The organism is Vibrio harveyi, assembly GCF_030060435.1.
Lineage (GTDB): Bacteria > Pseudomonadota > Gammaproteobacteria > Enterobacterales > Vibrionaceae > Vibrio > Vibrio harveyi.
The window spans coordinates 2,072,486-2,096,839 of sequence record NZ_CP125876.1 but is presented as its reverse complement, the minus strand read 5'-3'; the positions used below and the strand labels follow the sequence as shown (position 1 = coordinate 2,096,839).

Here is a 24,354-nt window from a genome sequence, read left to right as displayed (position 1 = left end):
CGCGTTATCGACTTCTCATGTAGGCTAGCTACATAGCAAAGTCTCTGCCTTGTATAAATGTCCAACAATTCGCTGCAAAAATCAGCTCGAAAGGTCAACAGCCCCTAAATAAGGCTCTGAATATATTTATGATTTATGACTCTTATATTGGCTTTTGATGAAACAAATGTGTCAGTTTTAATCTGAACGTATGTCGAACACTTAAGATGAAAAGACACCAGGAACTAGAAATAATGGAACTTAAAGAATTTTTGGATGCGCTAGCGGCATCACCTGAGACAGTAGAATTTGAAACGACAATGGCAGCGATTGAGGCAAACTACGCTTTTACGCCAGCGGCTTTTGTGAATGGTGAAACGCACAATAATGCAGGTGAGAATAACGGCTCGTGCAAGATCTTCGCGTTTGGTCAATTGAATAACCTAAGCAAAGAAGCAACGTTGGCGTGTTTTGGTCGCTTCTACCGTGAAGACGTATTGGCACATCCAGAGAACAACGACCATCAAAACATTCGTAACTTTATGGTGACAGGTTGGGATGGTGTGAAGTTTGAATCCCAAGCGTTAGCGCAGAAATAGTTCGCAGAACTAACCTTCATTTCAATGATAGCCAGTCCGTTATGTCCTATATTCGATAGGCTAGGCGACTGGCTTTTTCTCCAAACATTTACGACACAAACAAAGCTGTCCCGCTTCTGGCTTTGGTAAATCTCTGGTCTCAATATCAAAGCACCAGCACGTCTCTTTCCCCGCAGCAATATCGCAGTGCGCGTTCGTGCCACACTCAGGGCAAGAGTGGGTTGAGTTATTTCCAACCAATTGCTCGATGATCGCGTCTCGTTGAGTATCAGACTTATCTTTCCACTGCACGATTTCTTCCATGGTTCGGTGACAGCCAGAACAGATTCCGCCGTTGTTTTTACAGGCTGCGCGGCAAGGTGACTTCATTATTTTTCTCGTTATGCTTTCCAGTAAGCGGCGTACTTTAACATGAAATTGTGCAACGGGAAGTTCAATACTTGATTCAACAAAATATCCATTGAGTGAATAAATACTGGTTAAATTTATATGGAATGATAAACTGTATATTCAAAGTTTAAGGAGTTGGTATGTTTAAGTCATTGGTTGAGCGCTTGTTTAAGGCGACGGTAGTTGTATCTCTGGGTTTCATCTTGAGTGGATGTGCTGGTGGCCCCGTCGTCAGTGCGACGAAATTCACCAGTTATAAAGATTTTCGTCCTGGTCCAGAGGGTGGGGTCGATCTCGTTTGGGCGAGAGCAGGCTTGCGCGATGCTACTCGTTTGAAAGAGAAAATGGATGAATACGACAGCGTTGTGATTGATCGAGTGATGGTTGTGGTTCAAGAATCTGAGCTGGATGATGAAGAAATCAATGAATTGACGACATACATGGTCGATCAGCTAAAAGCGCGCATCTCACCCGTCAAAAAGATTGTCGACCAACCCGGTGAAAAAACACTTCGCTTGAGCATTGCGGTAAGTAATGTGGAAACGCCGAATCCCGTTCTTGCTATCACCTCAAGCATTCTGCCGGTTGGTTTGGGGATTTCTACCATCTCAAAAATAACGACAGGTGAGCACACCAATGTAGGCTCAGCGACGGTGGAGTTACTGGTGAGCGATTCTGAGAGTGATGCGCCTTTGTTCGCGGCGATTGATCGTCAAGCAGGAAACAAAGACTTCTCAACCATGATTGACTCTTTAGACGATGCTAAAGACGCAATTAACTGGTGGGTCGATCGCTTGGGTGTTACTCTTAGCCAAGATTTATCCCAACAGACTCCGTAGTATATGTTAGAAAAAGAAAACCTTATTAAACTCGCTCGAATGCAAATGCCGTTTGGCAAATACGCTGGGCGTGTTCTTATTGATCTTCCAGAAGAATACCTACTCTGGCTTGATAAAAAAGGTTTTCCGGAAGGGGAGTTAGGCGAACTGCTAAAGCTCTGCCTCGCACTTAAAATTGAAGGCTTGGACAGTGTTGTTAAGCCTTTAAAGCGCATGTAACCTACCACAGAAACGCCCTATTTTTGATTTAAAGAATTACCATGAATTTTGATATTAATGCACTGAAACACCACCAACTGGTCGAAGATGGTCAACTAGAAGGGTGCTACCTTCATCAACCTGCAAAGGGCAGTCAGCAAGATGACAAAGCGGTTTTGGCAGAACGCCAAGCGTTGGAAAAGATGGGGTATAAGGTGATTCAGGTCCAAGCTAAAGGCGGAACCACAACGTTTGCTGAGGCAATGCAAGAGTTTGCGCAGAAGACGGGGCTCCAGCCCAAGTAATAAGCGAATGGAGCAGGGCTTTTTATGTCTGGCTTATTGGCTTCTTTGATACTTTTTCGCGATCTAGAACGCACAAAAAAGCCCGTAGCATCACGCTTACGGGCTTTCTTAATTCGTTTTAACTAGGCTTTTTCAGGCGCTAGGCTTTTTTTTTCCTGTTGCATTTTCGCAAGGAAGTACACGTTAACACATGCAATAAAGCCGTTTGTTAGTACTACTGGCCATGAATCAATCATCAAACCGTAAGCTGTGAAAAGCGCACAGCCGATAAAGTTAAGGATACGAAGCTTAACGATATCTTTCATAGTTAGTGAGATTGCAACCATGATTGAAGCCGCGTAGCCTAGAATCTCAACCATATTCATTTCCATTATTTGACCCTCTTAAATCTGCCGAATTCTGTCGGTACCACTTCTTCTCATCTTGAGATTAACGAGGAAGCTCCATGCCTCGAATGGTCTTGTTCGTTTTGATGGGTGAACTATAGCAATGGAAAAACCGTGATGAAAGCCTCAAATCAAGGTTAAGAGAAGGTTAGCGATTACGCAAACGTTTAGGAAAAAAATCATTGATAATTTTACTTATTATGTTGATTGATAATAACGATGTCACCAATAGATAAAACAAAGTTGAAGAAATAAGAATTATCGCATACTATTGCAAATGAGAATTATTTACAACTAAGTCGATATTATGCCAGTAGCCATCAGTTTCTTGTTTTCGTTTGCTCTAATGATGCGTACTAAACCTCATACATGGGGCGTGATTCTTCACGTTTTAACACATGTGTTGATGCTACTTCTTATCCCTTCTGACTATGTTGTCCAATACCTTATGGTGATGTTTTTCTCTTCTCCATTCCTTATTCGACTTGCAAAACGCTCCTCTTCTTATGACATCTTATTTGCCTTTTTACCGCTTCTTATCGGTACTGGCGGGATGATGTTTACCGCTTAAAATCTGCTGGTTTCTACTTTTTACAATTAAGGTCTAAGCTTTAATTAATAGGCTTATGTTTTCATATGGTTATGTAATGTATTGCCATGGTGACAAATGCCATTGTTGTGATGAAACACAGATAACATGTCTAAAGCGTATTGAATGTTCAAAATTTGATTGTTTATTGAGTTGATTGTTAGTTAAATCAGCATTGTGAGCTAATGCGCATCACATTTCGATAAACTAAAATAATTTATAAAGGTCTTTCGTAAAGACGTTAGGCAATGAGCGGGGGTCAGATGAGTACACAAACTGTGCCGCAGGAAGTAGTTGTTGATGCTGTCAAAGGTAGTGTTTACGCTTTAACCCCAGAAGGGAATGTTAGAGAAGTAAAAGTTGGGGATATTTTATTTCCTGATGAGGTGGTCATCACGGAAAATGGTGCTGCTCTGGAGGTTATTGCTGAGGGGGCACTTTATCTCGTTGATGAGAATTGTGTTGCTTGCATACCAACCTCAAGTCCTGAACAAGACTCTAGTGATGCGCTTGTCGTAGCGCCTGTTGATGGCAAGGTTAACGTTGACCCAACCGCAACTGGTGATGCTGAATTCGGTGAAGAAGATGTCGCTGCGATTCAACAAGCTATTTTAGAAGGCGCCGACCCAACGGCTATTCTTGAAGCTACTGCTGCTGGTCCAGGTGGTGGTGGCGGTGCGGGATCGGCAAATGCGGGTTTTGTCACCATTGAATACAATAACCCTGAAATTCTTGCTTCGACCTTTTTTGAAACCTCCGCTCCAACAACCGACACTGAAACTGATGAAGATTTGGATGGCATTAATGTCACCATCTTTGCTGATGGCGGTCAAACGCTGTCTTCTCAAGTAACAGAAGGCTCTATTTCTCTCTCTACTTACCCTCAAACTATTTCTTCAACTGTGGTGGTTGGCGCCGCTGATCTCGCACTTGATACAGACTCCTTTGTACCTGAGGCCGCATCTCTTGCATCTTTACTGGCAGAGTTAAACGCGGATATCACCTCCGGTGGTGTTGCCGTTTCATTTGTCTATGATGAAAACCAAAATGCGATCATCGGTACTCAAGGTAGTAACGAAGTTCTTCGTATTGAAATTGATGCAACGTCGTTAGGTTTAGATGCAGAACTTGAAGTCACCACGACAATTAGCCAAGGTATTGATCATTTACCTTCGATAGCGGATGGACAAGTCTCTATCGCTGGCGACCAAATTAGCATTGCATTTGATATTACGGGTGCAGATGTAGGTGGTAACAGTATTCTAGCTCCAGTGGATTTTACAACCACTGTGATTGATGGTGATAACCCAAGTTCGCAAGACATCGCGTTTGAAAATGTTGAGTCTTCTTCAACACCTATTACAGGGAGCTTTGTCGATATTGGCAGTGATCAGCTATCTTCTGTCTCTTTTAACCAAGAAGGCTTGAGCCAGTTTAATGGTTTGCTTAGTGACAACCAAGCAACAGAAGCAACACTATCCGATGACGGCAGCACCATTATTTTATCTATCGCCGGTTCTAACGAAACGGTTTTATCGATAAGTCTCAACACAGATGGTACGTATCAATTCGAGCAGTTCAAACCGCTAGAGCAGAGTAATGCCGACGATACCATTGTGCTTTCCCTGCCTACCACTATTGTTGATTTTGACCAGGACATCACTGCTAATACTTTCAGCCTGACCATTTCTGATGGCAACAATCCAGTTATCGAAAACGTGGCAGGGCTATCTTTAGACGAAGCGGGCGTAGATCAAGGCTCTCAAGAAGGGGCTGTGATTACCAGTGGTGCTGGATCTATTACGACTTCTGTTGGCAGTGACATTGTCGACCATTATGAATTAGAACCGAGCGAATTTAATAACTCTGGAGAGCTGCAATCTCAAGGGCAAGTTGTTCAACTGGAACAAACCTCCGAGAGCAATGGCGTTCGTACTTATGAAGGGTATATCGAACTGGGTGGCAATCGCATCACGGTCTTTGATGTGACGGTTGACTCTCCGGATCTTGGTGAATACCAGTTTAATCTATATGAACAGTTGGATCACACTGGTAGTAATAATGATTCTCTAACGTTTTCTTTGCCAGTCTATGCAGTGGACGCCGACGGAGACCGCTCATCTATTACCGCTGGCTCGAATACACCTGAAGCTGCTCAGATTGTCATTCAAGTCCAAGATGACACACCTACGATTGATGATGTAGTTGCCTTGTCAGTTGATGAAGATGATTTAGCGTCAATTGGTTCAGATGGCTCCGAACCAATTTCAGTTGGTGGTAACTTCACGACGACACAAGGCTCCGACCGAGTGGTGAGCTACCAGCTTGATGGATCTGCGACGCCAGTTGATGGTTTGAAATCACAAGGTGTCGACGTCGTTCTGAACGAGACTGCCAACCCTGATGGCAGCTTCACGTATGAAGCGACCGCTGGGACCAATGCGGTCTTTACGTTAACGGTCAACACCGATGGCAGTTATAACTTCACGCTACAAGGTCCAATTGACCACGCGCTAAACAGTGATGAATTGCTCCTCAATTTCCCAGTTATAGCGACAGATTTTGATGGCGATACCTCGACGGCAACGATTCCTGTCACGATTGTAGACGACAAGCCAACGATTACTGATGCCGATGCCATCTCTGTCGATGAAGATGATTTAGCAAGTATTGGCTCAGACCAAAGTAATCCGGTTTCTATCGATGGCAACTTCACGACGACGCAAGGCTCAGACCGAGTGGTGAGCTATCAGCTTGATGGCTCTGCAACGCCAGTTGATGGTTTGAAGTCACAAGGTGTCGACGTGACACTAGCGGAAACAGCAAACCCAGGTGGTAGTTTCACTTATGAAGCGACAGCGGGTGCAAATGCGGTCTTTACGCTGACGGTAAACACCGATGGTAGCTACAACTTCACGCTGCAAGGTCCAATCGACCATGCTCCGAACAGTGATGAGCTGATCCTCAATTTCCCAATCATTGCGACAGACTTCGATGGCGATACCTCTACAGCAACAATTCCGGTTACCATCGTAGATGATCAGCCGACCATTGCCGACGTCGTTGCGGTTTCTGTCGATGAAGATGACCTAGCGAGTATCGGCTCAGACCAAAGCAATCCAATTTCCATTGATGGCAATTTCACGACGACACAAGGTTCTGACCGAGTAGTAAGTTATCAATTAGATAGCGCTGCAACACCAGTTGATGGTTTGAAGTCGCAAGGTGTTGACGTCACTCTGAATGAAATAGTAAACCCAGATGGTAGCTTTACGTATAAAGCGACAGCAGGTGCTAACGCGGTATTCACGCTTACCGTTAATACCGATGGTAGCTACAACTTCACGCTGCAAGGTCCAATTGATCATGCTCCGAACAGTGATGAGCTGATCCTCAACTTCCCAATCGTTGCGACAGACTTTGACGGTGATAGTACAACGGCAACCATTCCAGTCACGATTGTGGATGACAAGCCGACGATTACTGATGTAGATGCTATCTCTGTCGATGAAGATGATTTAGCGAGTGCCGGTTCAGACCAAAGCAATCCAGTTTCAATTGATGGTGACTTCACGACAATACAAGGTTCCGACCGAGTAGTAAGTTATCAATTAGATAGTGCTGCAACGCCAGTCGATGGTTTGAAGTCGCAAGGAGTCGACGTCAGTCTAAACGAAACGGCTAATCCAGACGGTAGCTTCACTTATGAAGCGACAACTGGGGCAAATCCCGTATTCACTCTGACGGTGAACCCTGATGGCAGCTACAATTTTACGCTACAAGGTCCAATTGACCACGCGCCAAATAGCGATGAGTTGGTTCTCAATTTCCCAATTACGGCGACCGATTTTGATGGTGATACGTCAACCGTAAGCATTCCAGTGACTATCATCGATGATAAACCAATAATCACAGACGTAGATGCGATTTCTGTCGATGAAGATGACCTAGCAAGTATCGGCTCAGATGGCTCCGGACCAGTTTCAATTGATGGTAACTTCACGACGACACAAGGTTCCGACCGAGTGGTTAGCTACCAGCTTGATGGTTCTGCAACGCCAGTTGACGGTCTGAAATCGCAAGGTGTCGACGTGACATTGGTGGAAACTGCGAACCCAGATGGCAGCTTCACATACGAGGCGACAGCGGGTGCAAATGCAGTATTCACGCTTACCGTTAAAACCGATGGCAGTTATAACTTCACCCTGCAAGGTCCGATTGATCATGCTGCAAACAGCGATGAGTTGGTTCTCAATTTCCCAATTACGGCGACCGATTTTGATGGTGATACGTCAACGGTAAGCATCCCAGTCACGATTGTGGACGATAAGCCAACCATTACTGATGTTGAGGCGATCTCTGTTGACGAAGATGACCTAGCAAGTATCGGCTCAGGTGGCTCCGAACCAGTTTCAATTGATGGTAACTTCACGACGACACAAGGTTCCGACCGCGTGGTGAGCTACCAGCTTGATGGTTCTGCAACGCCAGTTGATGGTCTGAAATCGCAAGGTGTCGACGTCACGTTAGAGGAAACCGCGAATCCAGATGGTAGCTTCACTTATGAGGCTACAGCAGGTGCGAATGCGGTCTTTACGCTGACGGTGAACACCGATGGCAGCTATAACTTCACCCTGCAAGGTTCAATTGATCACGCGCCAAACGGTGATGAATTACTCCTTAACTTCCCAATCATTGCGACCGATTTTGATGGGGATACTTCTACCTTAAGCATCCCTGTCACGATTGTGGATGATAAGCCGACAATTACTGACGTTGATGCGCTTTCTGTTGACGAAGATGACTTAGTAAGTATTGGTTCAGATGGCTCCGAACCAGTTTCAATTGATGGTAACTTCACGACGACACAAGGTTCTGACCGAGTGGTGAGCTACCAGCTTGATGGTTCTGCCACGCCAGTTGATGGTCTGAAATCGCAAGGTATCGATGTAACATTGGCGGAAACTGCAAACCCAGATGGTAGCTTTACTTATGAGGCAACTGCGGGTGCAAATGCAGTATTCACGCTTACCGTTAATACCGATGGCAGCTATAACTTCACATTGCAAGGTCCGATTGACCATGCTGCAAACAGTGATGAGTTGACTCTCAATTTTCCAATTATTGCGACCGATTTTGACGGCGATACCTCGACAGCCACGATTCCAGTTAGCATCGTAGATGACGAGCCAACCATTACTGATGCCGATGCGATCTCTGTTGACGAAGATGATTTAGCCAGTATTGGTTCAGATGGCTCCGAGCCAGTTTCAATTGATGGTAACTTCACGACGACACAAGGTTCTGACCGCGTGGTGAGCTACCAGCTTGACGGTTCTGCAACACCTGTCGATGGTCTGAAATCGCAAGGTGTCGATGTAACATTGGCGGAAACCGCAAATCCAGATGATAGTTTCACTTATGAAGCGACAGCGGGTGCAAATGCGGTATTCACGCTTACCGTTAATACCGATGGTAGCTATAACTTTACCTTGCAGGGACCAATCGATCATGCGCCAAACAGCGATGAATTGATCCTCAACTTCCCAATCATTGCGACAGACTTTGACGGTGATAGTACAACGGCAACGATTCCTGTCACGATTGTAGACGACAAGCCAACCATTACTGACTTAGATGCGATTTCTGTTGATGAAGATGATTTAGCGACGATTGGTTCAGATGGCACAGACCCAGTTTCAATTGATGGCAACTTCACGACGACGCAAGGCTCTGACCGGGTGGTGAGCTACCAGTTAGACGGTTCTGCAACTCCTGTCGATGGTCTGAAATCGCAAGGTGTCGATGTCACATTGGCGGAAACCGCAAATCCAGACGGTAGTTTCACTTATGAAGCGACAGCAGGCACTAACGCGGTCTTTACGCTGACGGTAAACACTGACGGTAGCTACAACTTCACCCTGCAAGGTCCAATTGATCACGCTCCAAACAGTGACGAGTTGATCCTCAACTTTCCAATCATAGCGACAGACTTTGACGGTGATACAACAATCGCGACTATCCCAGTTACGATTGTGGACGACAAGCCGGTCATTACTGATGTCGATGCGATTTCTGTTGATGAAGATGATTTAGCGCCGATCGGTTCAGATGGCTCTGACCCGGTTTCAATTGACGGAAACTTCACTACCACACAGGGCTCAGACCGAGTAGTGGGCTACCAACTAGAAAGCTCTGCAACACCAGTTGATGGTTTGAAATCACAAGGTATCGACGTCGTTCTGAATGAAACTGCAAACCCAGATGGTAGCTTTACTTATGAGGCAACAGCGGGTGCTAACTCGGTGTTTACGTTAACGGTCAATACCGATGGCAGCTACAACTTTACGCTGCAAGGTCCGATCGACCATGCACCCAACAGTGATGAGTTGATCCTTAATTTCCCAATTACAGCAACAGATTTTGATGGGGATACGTCAACAGTCAGCATCCCAGTCACGATTGTTGATGATAAGCCAACCATTACTGATGTTGATGCGATTTCTGTCGATGAAGATGATTTAGCGAGTATTGGCTCGGACCAAAGCAATCCGGTTTCCATTAATGGTAACTTTACGACGACGCAAGGTTCAGACCGAGTAGTGAGTTACCAGTTAGATAGCTCTGCAACACCAGTTGATGGTTTGAAATCGCAAGGTGTCGACGTCGTTCTGAATGAAACGGCAAACCCAGATGGTAGCTTCACTTATGAAGCGACAGCAGGCGCTAATGCGGTCTTTACGTTAACGATCAACGCAGATGGCAGCTACAACTTTACGCTGCAAGGTCCGATCGACCATGCATCAAACAGTGATGAGTTGGTTCTTAACTTCCCAATTACAGCAACAGATTTTGATGGGGATACGTCAACAGTCAGCATCCCAGTTACCATCGTTGATGATAAGCCAACCATTACCGATGTTGACGCAATCAGCGTGGACGAGGACGATTTAGCGGCTATTGGCTCAGACCAAAGCAATCCGGTTTCCATTGATGGTAACTTTACGACGACACAAGGCTCTGACCGAGTGGTGAGCTACCAACTAGATAGCTCTGCAACACCAGTTGGTGGTTTGAAATCGCAAGGTGTCGACGTCGTTCTGAATGAAACGGCAAACCCAGATGGTAGCTTCACTTATGAAGCGACAGCAGGCGCAAATGCAGTCTTTACGCTGAAGGTCAACACCGATGGCAGCTACAATTTCACGCTGCAAGGCCCAATCGATCACGCTCCAAACAGCGATGAGTTGATCCTTAATTTCCCGATTATTGCGACCGATTTTGACGGCGATATAACAACGGCAACGATTCCTGTCACGATTGTGGACGACAAGCCGGTCATTACTGATGTCGATGCGATTTCTGTCGATGAAGACGATTTGGCGAGCGTTGGTTCGGATGGTTCAGATCCAATTTCAATCAATGGTAACTTTACGACGACGCAGGGCTCTGACCGAGTGGTGAGCTATCAGCTTGATGGCGCTGCAACGCCAGTCGATGGTTTGAAGTCGCAAGGAGTCGACGTCAGCCTAAACGAAACGGCTAACCCAGACGGTAGCTTCACTTATGAAGCGACAGCAGGGGCAAATCCCGTATTCACTCTGACGGTGAACCCAGATGGCAGCTACAATTTCACGTTACAAGGTCCGATTGACCATGCTGCAAACAGTGATGAGTTGATCCTCAATTTCCCAATTATCGCGACCGATTTTGATGGTGATAGCACAACGGCAACGATTCCGGTTACGATTGTTGACGACAAGCCAACGATTGCTGATGTAGACGCAATCAGCGTGGATGAGGACGATTTAGCGACTATCGGTTCAGACCAAAGTAATCCGGTTTCCATTGATGGTAACTTCACGACGACGCAAGGTTCAGATCGCGTGGTGAGTTACCAACTAGACAGCTCTGCAACACCAGTTGATGGTTTGAAATCACAAGGTGTCGACGTCGTTCTGAACGAGACTGCAAACCCTGATGGTAGCTTCACGTATGAAGCGACCGCTGGGAGCAATGCGGTCTTTACGTTAACGGTCAACACCGATGGCAGCTATAACTTCACGCTACAAGGCCCAATTGACCACGCGCCAAACAGTGATGAATTGATCCTCAATTTCCCAATCATCGCTACTGATTTTGACGGTGATAGCACAACGGCAACCATTCCAGTCACGATTGTGGATGATAAGCCAGCCATTACTGACGTTGACGCAATCAGCGTGGACGAGGACGATTTAGCGACTATCGGTTCAGACCAAAGCAATCCGGTTTCCATTGGTGGTAACTTTACGACGACGCAAGGTTCAGACCGAGTGGTGAGCTATCAGCTTGATGGCTCTGCAACGCCAGTTGATGGTTTGAGATCGCAAGGTGTCGACGTGACACTAGCGGAAACCGCAAACCCAGATGGCAGCTTTACGTATGAAGCGACAGCAGGGACCAGTGCGGTCTTTACGCTGACGGTAAACCCAGATGGTAGCTACAATTTTACGCTGCAAGGTCCAATCGACCATGCGCCAAACAGCGATGAGCTGATCCTTAACTTCCCAATCATTGCGACCGATTTTGATGGTGATACGTCAACGGTAAGTATTCCAGTCACCATCGTCGATGATAAGCCAACCATCACTGATGTTGATGCGATCAGTGTGGACGAGGACGATTTAGCGAGTATTGGCTCAGACCAAAGTAATCCGGTTTCTATTGATGGCAACTTTACGACGACGCAAGGCTCAGACCGAGTAGTGAGTTACCAACTAGACAGCTCTGCAACACCGGTTGATGGTCTGAAATCGCAAGGTGTCGACGTGACACTAGCGGAAACTGCAAACCCAGATGGTAGCTTTACCTATGAGGCGACAGCAGGCGCTAACGCGGTATTCACGCTTACCGTTAATACTGATGGCAGCTATAACTTTACGCTGCAAGGTCCAATCGACCATGCGCCAAACAGTGATGAGTTGCTCCTCAATTTCCCAATCATTACGACCGATTTTGATGGTGATACGTCAACGGTAAGTATCCCAGTCACCATCGTCGATGATAAGCCAATCATCACTGACGTAGATGCGATTTCGGTGGATGAAGACGATTTGGCGAGCATTGGCTCGGATGGTTCAGACCCAATTTCAATTGGTGGCAACTTCACGACGACGCAAGGCTCAGACGGTGTGGTGAGCTATCAGCTTGATGGCTCTGCAACACCAGTTGATGGTTTAAAATCGCAAGGTGTCGACGTGACACTAGCGGAAACTGCAAACCCAGATGGCAGCTTTACCTATGAAGCGACAGCTGGTGCTAACGCGGTATTCACGCTTACCGTTAATACCGACGGCAGCTATAACTTTACGCTGCAAGGTCCAATCGACCATGCACCAAACAGTGATGAGTTGCTCCTCAATTTCCCAATCATTGTGACCGATTTTGATGGTGATACGTCAACGGTAAGTATCCCAGTCACCATCGTCGATGATAAGCCAACCATCACTGACGTAGATGCGATTTCTGTCGATGAAGACGATTTGGCGAGTGTTGGTTCGGATGGTTCAGACCCAATTTCAATCAATGGTAACTTTACGACGACGCAAGGCTCAGATGGTGTGGTGAGCTATCAATTAGATGGTTCTGCAAACCCTGTCGCTGGACTGAAATCGCAAGGTGTCGACGTGACACTAGCGGAAACTGCAAACCCAGATGGTAGCTTTACGTATGAAGCGACAGCAGGCGCTAACGCGGTATTTACGCTTACCGTTAATGCTGACGGCAGCTATAACTTTACGTTGCAGGGACCGATTGACCATGCGCCAAACAGTGATGAGTTGATCCTCAATTTCCCAATCATTGCGACAGATTTTGATGGCGATACTTCGACAGCAACGATCCCTGTTACGATTTTGGATGACAAACCAACCATAACTGATGTAGATGCAATCAGTGTGGACGAAGATGACCTAGCGAGTATCGGTTCCGACCAAAGTAATCCGGTTTCCATTGATGGCAACTTTACGACGACTCAAGGCTCAGATGGTGTGGTGAGCTATCAATTAGATGGTTCTGCAACCCCTGTCGCTGGACTGAAATCGCAAGGTGTTGACGTTACTCTCAATGAAACCGCTAACCCTGATGGCAGCTTCACTTATGTGGCGACAGCTGGGGTGAATGCAGTATTTACGCTAACGGTTAATACTGATGGCAGCTATAACTTCACGTTGCAAGGTCCGATTGACCATGCGCCGAATAGTGATGAATTGATCCTCAATTTCCCAATCGTCGCTACGGATTTTGACGGCGATACTTCAACGGCAACCATTCCTGTTACGATTGTGGACGACAAGCCAACCGTTACTGATGTTGATGCACTCACTGTCGATGAAGATGACATCACAACCATTGGTTCTGACCAAAACGACGACGCCTTTATGTCAGGCATGTTCACGACCACAGAAGGTTCTGACGGCGTAGTGAAGTATCAATTAGATACGACGGCAGATCCGGTTGCAGGGCTGAAATCTCAAGGTAATGACGTAACACTTGCTGAGACCGCTAATCTTGATGGCAGTTATACCTATACAGCCACGGCTAATGGTAGTGCTGTATTTGAATTAGTTGTTAAGCCTGACGGTAGCTATACGTTCACCTTGCAAGGTCCACTTGACCATGCGACCAACAGTGATAGTTTGCAGATTGACTTCCCGATCATTGCGACCGACTTTGATGGTGATACATCATCTGAAACGCTTCCTGTCACGATTGTGGACGATAAACCGACACTTGGCGGTATTGTTGATACCAGCACGCAAACAGTGGATGAGGATGACATTCCAACGATAGGATCTGATGGTGCTCAATCGAATAGCATTACGGGTAACTTCATCGCGAATGATGGTTCTGACAGTATCGTTGAGTATGAAGTGTCCGATCTAAATTCTCCAGTTCAAGGTTTGCAGTCTGGAGGGCAAGACCTAGTGATGGTTGAAGTCTCTAATTCAGGCGGTGTTTCTGTTTATGAAGCGCGTATTGATGGGACTACGACACCAATTTTCCGCGTTACGCTTGATGCATCGGATGACAGCTATCAGTTTGATTTGCTTGGTGCGCTAGACCATCCTGATGCGGACGGAGAAAACCAGCTCGTCATCAATTTACCTATCCAAGCGACCGACTTTGATGGTGATGTTTCTAATACGCAATTGCTACCGATTACGGTTGTCGATGATGTTCCAATCATTGATGGCGTAGTGGCTAGCAGTGAGCAGATCGTGGATGAAGATGACTTGCCGGCAGGCACTGACGCGGCAAGTGCCGAAGATACTGTCATCACAGGCACGCTGGATATCAATGAAGGCGCAGACCAAGTCGCCTCTATCCAGCTTAGCGATTTGACCACGCCGGTTGCGTCATTAATGTCTGATGGTCAGCCTATCTCTCTTGTGTTGAGTTCAAGTCTCAATGGGGTCAATGTTTACCAAGGCATTGCTGGTAACCCAGCAGAGGTGGTATTTGAGCTGACGTTAGATGCGACAGATAACTCTTATGAGTTTGACCTACAAAAACCACTTGATCATCCAGATGGTAATCAGCAAAACACCATTGTTATTGACCTTCCTGTTACAGCGACAGACAACGATGGCGATACGTCACCAGTGTTTACGTTGCCGATTACGGTAGTGGATGATGTTCCAGTCGTTACGCAAATTGATAGCTTGCAAGTTGACGAAGATGACCTTCCTTTGGGTTCAGATTCGTCGAAAGAGCCTCTGACCGTATCCGGTGAGTTTGAAGTAACCAGTGCCGATGGTATTGATTCGTTTGTTTTGGATCTGAGCACGAATCCAGTTCCAAACCTGAAATCGGGTGGGGAGGATGTCACCATTTCACCGGATGCAAGCGCGTCAACGGCAGATGCACTTGTCTACATTGGTCAAACTGCGAGTGGAGCAACGGTCTTTACCTTAACACTCCACCAAGATGGTAAATACGACTTCGAACTGTCTGGTCAACTTGATCATGCGGTTAACTCAGACCAAATACTATTGAATCTTCCTGTTCAAATTACAGATGGCGATAACGATACAATTACAGCAACGTTGCCTGTTACCATTGTGGATGATAAGCCAACGATTGATGCCATTCGTCCTGGTAGCATCTTGTCAGTGGATGAAGATGACATCCCAAGTGAAGGCTCAGATACCACGCCTGAATCCAATGTTATTGGCGGTAACTTCGATGTTACTGACGGCGCTGACTCTATCGTGAGTTTCCAATTAGATAGCTTAACATCGCCTGTTTCAGGACTAAAATCAGGAGGTCAATCCCTTGAGTTGGTTGAATTCTCTAACGCTAACGGTGTCGTTGAGTATCGTGCTTACGTCCAAGGGACAACCGACACAGTATTTAAACTGACGCTTAATGGCTCTGCAGACAGTTATGAATTCGAGTTATTGGGGGCTTTGGACCATCCATCAGGCAGCGACCAAAACTCGCTAGTGATTAACTTCCCTGTCAATGCGACCGATTTTGATGGTGATGTCTCAAACAACATTACCTTACCGATCACCGTTGTGGATGATGTCCCGGCGATTATCAAAGTCGCGGACACAAGCGAACAAACAGTGGATGAAGATGACTTGCCAGGAGGCTCGGATACCACTAGTGGTGATTCTCGCGTACTTAATGGTGGTTTTGACGTTGTCGACGGTGCGGATGAGATTGTTAGTTATCAAATCTCAGATCTAGATGCGGTGGTATCTGGACTAACTTCGAACGGTTTAGATCTTGAGTTGAAGCCATTGCCTTCTGCCGGTGGTGTGACAGGTTATGAAGCCGTCATTGCGGGAACTTCAACGCAAATCTTCGCGCTGACACTCGATGCGAATAACGACAGTTATCAATTTGAGTTATTGGGTCCGCTCGATCATGCGGTGGTTCAAGGTGAGAACACGCTAACGATCGATATTCCAATCACGGTCACCGATTATGACGGTGATACGTCTGCTTCACTTAATCTACCGATCACCATAGTGGATGACATTCCAGAAATTAAATCGGCGGATGCGCTTGCCGTAGATGAAGACGACTTAGCCAATGGCTCTCAAGCAACGGGTAAAGATAGCTTAGAAGCAACTGGCAATTTTGATACGGTTGAAGGGGCAGATACGGTTGTTTCTTATCAGCTTGATCTGACTTCGAATCCTATTCCTGGTGTCACTTCGGGTGGGTTAGCGGTGACTCTGGTACAAACTGGGGTAAGCAATAATAACTACACCTATCAAGGACAAACGCCAAATGGCAGCTCCGTGTTCACCTTGGTACTCAATGCAGACGGCTCTTACAAGTTTACGCTTGAAGGTGTCCTTGACCATTCTGTGCAGGGTGAAGACACTTTAATCCTCGACCTGCCTGTCTTTGCTACAGACGTGGATGGAGATACTGCAGGCATTAATTTACCTGTAACCATAAACGATGACGTCCCAACGTTATATGACGCATCGATTTCACGTGTTGAAGGTCAAAGTGGACGCACGGTTCGCTTGTTTAGAGACCCAGTAGAAGGCGACGATGATCTTGGCGCCGATGGTGCGCAAATTACCTCTTTCTCAGCGGACAATTCCGGAATTTACTTCAAGCAGAATGGTGTTGACTCCAGCTCAGTTGACCTCAATGGTAGTAATCAAACCGTCTCAGTCCATAAAGTATTAGATGGTGTCGATGCCGAAATCGGTGTTTTGATTGTTCGCACTAATGGTCGTGTGACATTCCGCCCTAACGACGACTTAGATCATACCGAAACAGATTCTATTGATTTCACTGTCAACGTTGTTGCTACCGATGGTGATGGTGATACAAGTGGTGCAGATGTAGATATTTCGGTAAGAGATAGAAATGCTGAAATTAAAACGTCGACAGTAACCGCGTTTGAGGACCAAGGGCGCGGTGGCGTTGTCGCTGGTGTTGATTCAGCGAATACACAAGACAACCTGTCAACGTTAGATATCACTCCTGCAAAAGTGGACCTCGTTATTGATCTGCATGATATCGATCGTAATGAGAGTTTAGGCGATATCATTATTCGTGACGCGAACAGTTACGAAGGTACTTTCTTCTACCTAGATAGTGCTACTGGTAGCTATGTGGCGCTAACGACTAGCGGTAACAATGTTATTTTGGATGGTGCGAATGTCGAGCAGTCGTTCAACGGCGAACTTGTGTCACTCGATAATCTATATTTCGTTCCTGACCGCCATGCTTCAACAGATGCAGCAGGTGTTGACCCTCGTATTCGTATTGAAATCCTCAACAACGGCGTAAGAGATCACTTTGTTGATGGTCGTTTAGATATTGAGGTGGATGCTGTTGCGGATATTGCTACGTGGAAAGGGACCAGTGACTTTGCGTATATGGTTGATGAGGATGCTAACAACGTCTCATTAAACATTGAAGCTGAAACGCAAGATAACAGTAATCCGGAAGCAATAGCCTATGAGCTTGTATTTACTGAAGGTGGTGCTAGCGCAACACTTGTGTACTCAGATGGTTCCGCTATCCCAGAAGTGGGTGGTAAATATCTTGTTGACGCAAACCGAATTGGTGAAGTCCAGGTTGATCCTGCAGATAACTTCTCCGGTCAGATTAAAATCGATGTGACAGCGATTACGACGGAAGGGAATAACCCGCTTGCTGGTAAAGATACCGCTCGCTCTGTGACAGAAGAAATTGTGATTGACGTGAATCCGGTTGCTGATGCCGGTAGTTTTACTGTTAACCGCATTAATATTTTTGAGGACAATGCGAGAACGCAAGACACCGTAGACCCAGTGACAGATCATGATCCACTTCAACTCAGTGAAGTGATTAAGATGACGCCTTCTGCAGATATAGATGGCTCGGAAGAGCTGTTTGTGCGCATCGATAACTTCTCAATTGATGGTGTCACCTTAGTGTGGCTTGATAGCGGTAACCCAAGCCAAATCAACGTTGTTACTGACTCTGGTGGCAATGTTCTGTATTACGAAATTCCAGAATCGAATCTAGCGGATGTTGAGGTGCTTCCTCCAATTCACAGCAACGAAGACTTCACTTTCGATGTCGAAGGTATCGTGAAAGACAACGCATCACTTTCTTCTGGCGCCGCGCAGGACATCCGCTCATTAGGTACCCAGTCAGTGATCGTTTCAGTCAAAGGTGTTGCCGATATCCCGGACATTGAACTGAACGATAAAACTGGGGTTTGGAATGTTTTTGATGATGGTAACGTTCGTGGTATCGAAGCAACCATTGACGAAAATGGTCAAGTCGATCTTGCATTTAGCGTGGTTTCCGGAGAACTGAAGGATAACCCTGCAGACAGCTCAGAAACCATTACGGTTCTTCTGTCGAACATTCCAGACGGTGTTGAACTGTTTGATAGTGATGGCTCATCCATCGATTTGACGTTTGTTGGATACGACGGTGCTGGTGAACCGATTTACGAAGCGAACATTACGAACGCAAATGTGAATTCAGGAATTGTGATTCGACCTGAAACCTCATCTACGGAAAATATCACGATCACGGCGACCACTATCGTGACAGAAAACGATGGTCATACTCGCTCTGTGGCGGGTGAGATCCGCGTTAAAGTGGCACCAGTTATTGATGCTCAAGACAACTATGTGGTGAGCTCTGAAGGTAATGAAGATACTCGCATCAATATCGATTGGGAGCCAACTGCAACACAAAGTCCGGATGCGGACGAATTCTTTGCCGAACTAACCATCAGTGGCTTCCCGAATGGCAGCACCGTATATGTTGGTGGTGTTGCTCAAACGGTAACGGGTGGCAGCATCACGTTGACGCCGGGAACCAATGAGTCAGAGCAAGATTTCTCGGCGCGAATAACCCAAGACGGATACATTCAGGTGCAATTGGAGCAAGACTCTAGTTTAGACTTTGATTTGAGCACGCAAGTAACGGTGAAGGAAATTGATGCTGAGTACGTAGATTCGGGTAATCCGGGCGAGGGCATAGCATCAACGGTCATCAATGGTACGGTCAAGGTTCAAGTTAACCCAGTGGTTGAGCCAGAAGATTTAACTGGTCCAGTTTCAGGTCAAACACGTCTTCTTGTTGAAGGTACAGGCGGTGCTGTTACTGATACGGTACAGTCCGATACTCAGGGACGAATTGATTTCACTATTAATACTGCGGCTGGTGGTTCTGCTGATGCAAATATTATCAAGTATCAGGAGTTCGATAACTCTTCAGATGAAGTGGTCACCCAACTTGTGGTGCAGTTTAGTAATACTTCTCCAGAGATCTTGAATCAATTAGTTATTATTGGTGCTTCTAACGAAGGCGGTGGTCGTTGGACTATTACCGATGAAGAGAACTTCTCAATCATTGCGCCTGCTGGTTTAGATTTGACGCCAAACGACAACACGGATGACGGAGCAAACGGTGGAATCTCTTCGATTGGCCTTACCATCTATGCTCAAGTTAACGATTTAGGTGAGGATGCGTCAGAAGTCGACGCAACCGTCACGCGACAAACCGATATCACACTGGAGTTCCCAACTGATATCACGCCTCAAACTAGTGTAGCGGCTGATATAGAGCTTGATAACACGGTCCAAATTGATGGTAGTGAAGACAATGTCATTGATTTAGGTGTTCAGTTGGCATCGAAAGTCAGCACCCTAAATGGCGACACAGTAGAAGACGTGCTGACGTTAGTGATAGACCCAACATCTCCAAGTGTACCGCCAGGTCTTGTTATTGGTGGTACCGATGTCGACTTTGTTAATGGCAAATATGTGTTCCAAGCGACGGTTGATGCAAGTGGAAATATCACTGGTTTGGACGGTCTCACTCTACGTGTGGCAGAAGACTGGGCGGGAGACTTTACCCTACCAGTACTATTTGTAACGACTGACACGCAGTCCGGTGACGAAAACTCAACGCTTGAGTCACTTCCTGTTCAGATCCTACCCGTTGCAGACGTACCAGGGTCCTCTGTTGATCAACCTCTTGATAGCGACGTCACTCCGGATGTGACGGTCGACATCACTGGCACACTTGGTCTTGATGCTAACAAACAACCAGTTAATGACCTCAATAGCGATGTTCCAACGAACGATGGTGTTGGCTACGAAGATGGCTTGATTCAGTTGAATTTGAACGTTGATTTTGCTGACGACCGTAACAATCTTCAAGCAGGACAAGAAACGCTCACTAACGTGAAGCTTACGGTTGCCGATACAACACTGGGTGAGTTTGTTGATGCAAATGGCAATCCACTTGGTACAAGCATTGAGTTTAATGCTGCTGAGATTGCGGCAGGTGCACTTGATGAGGTGTTGTTTAAACCGAAAGAAAACTACCCTGTCGGTGGTGGTCAAAATACGGTTCAAATCAATATTGAAGGCGAGATCACCGATACTGCAGTTATTGACCAGACTACATTGGCAAACCCGGGTGATGATACGGACGTACGCAACTTCACCGACAGTGTGTCATTTGAAATCACTCCTGTTGTGGATGACATCACTATTAGCGGTGCCGATCCAACTCAGCCTATAGTGGTGACGGGCGATGAAGATACGTTGATTTCCTTAGCGCAATCAGGCTCTGGTGTGTCAGTGAGCCTGAATGACAATGATGGTTCGGAACAGTTTGTATCGCTGAAACTGACGGGTTTACCGACTGACTTTATCGTCACTTCAAATTCTCCTGATTACACCGTGAAGAACAATGGCGGCGGAGAGTGGAGTATTCAGTTGAAAGACTTGACGCAAACGTCAGTTGATCTCAGCGCTATTCAAATTCAACCGCCGAAAAACTTCAGTGGTGAAGCGGAGATCGGAATTACAGTCTTTACGCAGGAAGAATTACTTAAAGTTCCTACTGAACATACTGGTAATTTCAAAGTTGTGATTGACCCAATTGGTGATGATGTCGACGTTAACCCAGATACGCTTGTGTCAGGTAACGAAGGCGAAGACATCGATATCAACATAAATGCTCTAGTGGTCGACAATAAAGAGTCGATTGGTGATGGTGCAACGTATCAAGAAAATGACCCAGAAACACTTCGCGTCGAAATTTCAAACGTGCCAGATGGCGCAACCATTGCACTGGCAGATGGTACTCAGTTTGTGAATCAAGGCAGTGGTGTATTCGTCCTAGAAATCGATGCACAAGATTTGGATAAAGTGGTCTTCAATTCGGGTGATCGCAACGATAACTCTTGGAATAGTACGCTTGAGTTTAAAGTTCAAGCCGTGGATACCAGTCTAGATGGAAGCCAAAGCTTAGGCACTCCACAGCAATTTGATGTGAATGTTGAGGTTGAGGCGATTAACGACCGTCCTGAATTCGTTAATACCGTAGATGTTGAAACGCCGGAAGACACACCATTACTCCTTGATGGCTTTAGTGTTTCGGATGTTGATGCCGTTCTGGATGATCCGAGTGCCGAGTACGTATTGGATGTGACGGTCGATAGCGGTACGTTGGTTCTGGACCCTGCGCTTGTCACTACTTACAACTTAACCGTGCAAGGTGATGGCTCTGATACTCTTGAATTGAAAGGGACAGTGGCTGATCTCAACAATGCGATTGCCAATGGTTTGATAGAGTTCAACCCTGATTTGAACTTCTTTGGTGACGTTACCGTTGGCGTTACTGTCGATGACCAAGGTAACGAAGGTCTAGTGATCAGTGGCGTCGATGACACACTCAATACCAACAGCACTAGCTTTAATATCGAAGTGACTGAGGTCAATGATACACCAGAGACAACACCAGTTACCTTACCGGATATCGAAGAAGACAGTGGCGTATTCTCTATTTCTGAAGCAGACCTAATTGCGAACGCGACGGATATTGAAAACGACAACCTCACAGTAAGTAATGTGCAGGTGACGGATCCAAACGCTGGTAGCGTGAATTTTAACAATGTGACGGGAGAGTGGGAGTTCACGCCAGCGTCGGATTATAACGGTCCAGTCGAGCTCACCTACACGATAACAGATGATGGTACGACAGATGGCGCATTGGATCCTAAGTCGGTAAATGGCACCGCTTCATTTAATGTAACGGAAGTGAATGATGCACCAACCACATCACAAGTTGCGCTCTCTGACATAGCTGAAGACAGTGTGGCGGTCGAAATTACCCAAGCCGATCTGCTCGTTAACGCATCTGACATTGAAAACGACACCTTGACTGTAAGTAACGTGCAATTGGTTGATCCAAGTAGTGGCTCACTCACCTTTGATAGCATTGCGGGTACATGGTCTTTTACACCAGCGCCAGGTTACAACGGCACAGTAAATCTGACTTACGACATTACCGATGATGGTACAACCAATGGCACCTCTGACCCACAGACTGCGTCAGGAACTGCAACCTTTGAGGTGACGGAAGTCAATGATGCACCAGTGACTTCTGAAGTGACGCTGAGCAGCGCGGAAGAAGATGGCGGTGCCGTGACAATTACGGCGACAGAATTGTTAAGTAATGCCACGGATCCTGAATCGGACAACCTGACCATTAGTAACCTTGCTCTTGCTAATCCTACTGACGGTGTTTTAACTCAAGTGAGCGCAACGGAATGGACGTTTGAACCTGCTTCAAACTTCTTCGGAGATGTGAGTTTTACCTACGAAATCACCGATGATGGCACAACCAATGGTTCACCAGACCCAATGACGGTCGCTGGTACAGCAGTGATTAATGTTGAAGCTACCAATGATGCACCACAAATTATGGCAACATCGGTTACGGATACCATTAATGAAGCAGATGGGCAGAAAATCACAGGTATCAGTGTCAGTGATATCGATTTTACAGGTGCACAAGCGAACGAAATTATGACCGTAACACTCAGCTTGACCGAAGGCGATGTTCGTGTTGAGCCACCTGCGGGCAGTGGTGTCACTGTTGGAAATGGGATGGCGGGTGAAGTTATTCTTATGGGGACGCCTGACAATATTAATGCCGTTCTTGGGGCAACGGATGCTGCTGAAGGTGTATTTGTGGATGCAGGAGACGTTAACGCGGCTTCTATCTCGTTGTCTGTCAAAGTCGAAGATAATGGCGTCTACTTTGAGAATACAGCGGGCACAGCGCTGGAGGCAAACCAGGACTTTGCTATCAACGTGACACCGGTAGCTGACGCTCCGACATTAGGTATTGACCCTCAGTTTAACTACATTCGTCAAATTGCGGCGAGCCAAACGGCGAGTGCTCAAGGTTTAGCCATTGTCGGTATCATGGCGGCACTGACGGATATTGATGAAGTGCTATCTCTTGAATTAACCGGCGTACCCGCGAGTGCGAACGTGACCAGTGGTATTGCACCGTCAAACATTACGTTTGATGGCACAACATGGACGGTTCCAAGTGATGAGATTGATACACTGCAAATTGTCGCAACGGATACAAACAGCGGTATCGATGTGGGTAGTTACGATATCTCCGTAACGGCGCTATCAACCGAATCTAATGGCGATGAAGCGCAATCATCACCCGTTCAAATTAGTTTAGATGTTAGTAGCGATGGAGACGACATTGATCAATCGAGCGCATCGGATGACAGTTACCTCGCTGGTGGCGATACGGGCATTAGCCTAACTGGTGGTGACGGTGACGACCTGATCGTTGGTGGTGATGGTGATGACGTCCTTATCGGCGGTTTGGGTTCCGATATCCTCACTGGTGGTGATGGTAGTGATATCTTTAAATGGACAATCGATTCTGTAGATGAGGGGGCGATTGATACCATTACGGACTTCACCCTTAACGAAGACAGTATCGACCTACGCGAAGTAATTTCTGACCTAAGTAGCCCAATGATCGATATGGATGATTTGTTGAGTCATATCTCTGCAGACTACGATGCGTCAACAGAGGCTGTGTCATTGAACATCACGACCGATGCCAATGTTCATCAAACTATCGTGGTTGAACATCTAGGTGATTCAATTGATTTCAATGGGTTAACCTCTAATGAAATTGTTGAGTCATTGTTGAATAATAACGTTCTTGCCAATGGTTAAACGAGTGTAAAAGCAAAAGCGCGATAGC

At 46.3% G+C, this 24,354-nt stretch carries 8 protein-coding genes; 6 read left to right on the top strand and 2 right to left on the bottom strand.

Annotated features, from left to right (window positions below; translation table 11 throughout):
• Positions 1-233 precede the first annotated feature (233 nt).
• Positions 234-578, top strand: coding sequence for a HopJ type III effector protein (locus QMY49_RS25720; protein WP_009704711.1), 345 nt, complete (start codon positions 234-236; stop codon positions 576-578).
• A gap of 60 nt (positions 579-638) precedes the next feature.
• Here QMY49_RS25720 and QMY49_RS25715 read toward each other — a convergent pair whose 3' ends face one another.
• Positions 639-947, bottom strand: coding sequence for a cysteine-rich CWC family protein (locus tag QMY49_RS25715; protein WP_050903367.1), 309 nt, complete (start codon positions 945-947; stop codon positions 639-641).
• A gap of 161 nt (positions 948-1,108) precedes the next feature.
• On the opposite strand from QMY49_RS25715, the gene QMY49_RS25710 reads away from it, so the two are divergent.
• From QMY49_RS25710 to QMY49_RS25700, 3 genes are read left to right on the top strand one after another with little or no spacing between them, the layout of a single operon-like run.
• Positions 1,109-1,807 carry a DUF3313 domain-containing protein gene (locus tag QMY49_RS25710; protein ID WP_009696086.1) on the top strand — a complete coding sequence of 233 codons (699 nt, stop codon included), beginning with the start codon at positions 1,109-1,111 and terminating at the stop codon, positions 1,805-1,807.
• Positions 1,808-1,810: 3 nt separating this feature from the next.
• Entirely contained in the window at positions 1,811-2,026 is a 216-nt protein-coding gene (locus QMY49_RS25705; RefSeq protein WP_283315332.1) for a DUF3820 family protein, read from the top strand.
• 41 nt (positions 2,027-2,067) lie between these two features.
• On the top strand, positions 2,068-2,310 hold the full coding sequence (locus tag QMY49_RS25700; RefSeq protein WP_005453747.1) for a hypothetical protein: 243 nt from the start codon (positions 2,068-2,070) through the stop codon (positions 2,308-2,310).
• A gap of 122 nt (positions 2,311-2,432) precedes the next feature.
• Here QMY49_RS25700 and QMY49_RS25695 read toward each other — a convergent pair whose 3' ends face one another.
• Positions 2,433-2,681: a YgjV family protein gene (locus QMY49_RS25695; RefSeq protein WP_009696088.1), complete on the bottom strand. Its 249-nt coding sequence runs from the start codon at positions 2,679-2,681 to the stop codon at positions 2,433-2,435.
• Positions 2,682-3,003: 322 nt separating this feature from the next.
• Between QMY49_RS25695 and QMY49_RS25690 the strand changes: the two genes are divergently transcribed.
• Positions 3,004-3,267, top strand: coding sequence for a hypothetical protein (locus QMY49_RS25690; protein ID WP_005453751.1), 264 nt, complete (start codon positions 3,004-3,006; stop codon positions 3,265-3,267).
• A 281-nt stretch (positions 3,268-3,548) separates the two neighbouring features.
• Complete coding sequence (locus QMY49_RS25685; RefSeq protein WP_283315326.1) at positions 3,549-24,326, top strand: retention module-containing protein; 20,778 nt, start codon at positions 3,549-3,551, stop codon at positions 24,324-24,326.
• Positions 24,327-24,354: the final 28 nt, after the last annotated feature.

Excerpts from the sequence above, each read along its gene's own strand:
- QMY49_RS25720 (WP_009704711.1), top strand. The coding sequence starts at position 234 with ATGGAACTTAAAGAATTTTTGGATGCGCTAGCGGCATCACCTGAGACA.
- QMY49_RS25715 (WP_050903367.1), bottom strand. The coding sequence starts at position 947 with ATGAAGTCACCTTGCCGCGCAGCCTGTAAAAACAACGGCGGAATCTGT.
- QMY49_RS25710 (WP_009696086.1), top strand. The coding sequence starts at position 1,109 with ATGTTTAAGTCATTGGTTGAGCGCTTGTTTAAGGCGACGGTAGTTGTA.
- QMY49_RS25705 (WP_283315332.1), top strand. The coding sequence starts at position 1,811 with ATGTTAGAAAAAGAAAACCTTATTAAACTCGCTCGAATGCAAATGCCG.
- QMY49_RS25700 (WP_005453747.1), top strand. The coding sequence starts at position 2,068 with ATGAATTTTGATATTAATGCACTGAAACACCACCAACTGGTCGAAGAT.
- QMY49_RS25695 (WP_009696088.1), bottom strand. The coding sequence starts at position 2,681 with ATGGAAATGAATATGGTTGAGATTCTAGGCTACGCGGCTTCAATCATG.
- QMY49_RS25690 (WP_005453751.1), top strand. The coding sequence starts at position 3,004 with ATGCCAGTAGCCATCAGTTTCTTGTTTTCGTTTGCTCTAATGATGCGT.
- QMY49_RS25685 (WP_283315326.1), top strand. The coding sequence starts at position 3,549 with ATGAGTACACAAACTGTGCCGCAGGAAGTAGTTGTTGATGCTGTCAAA.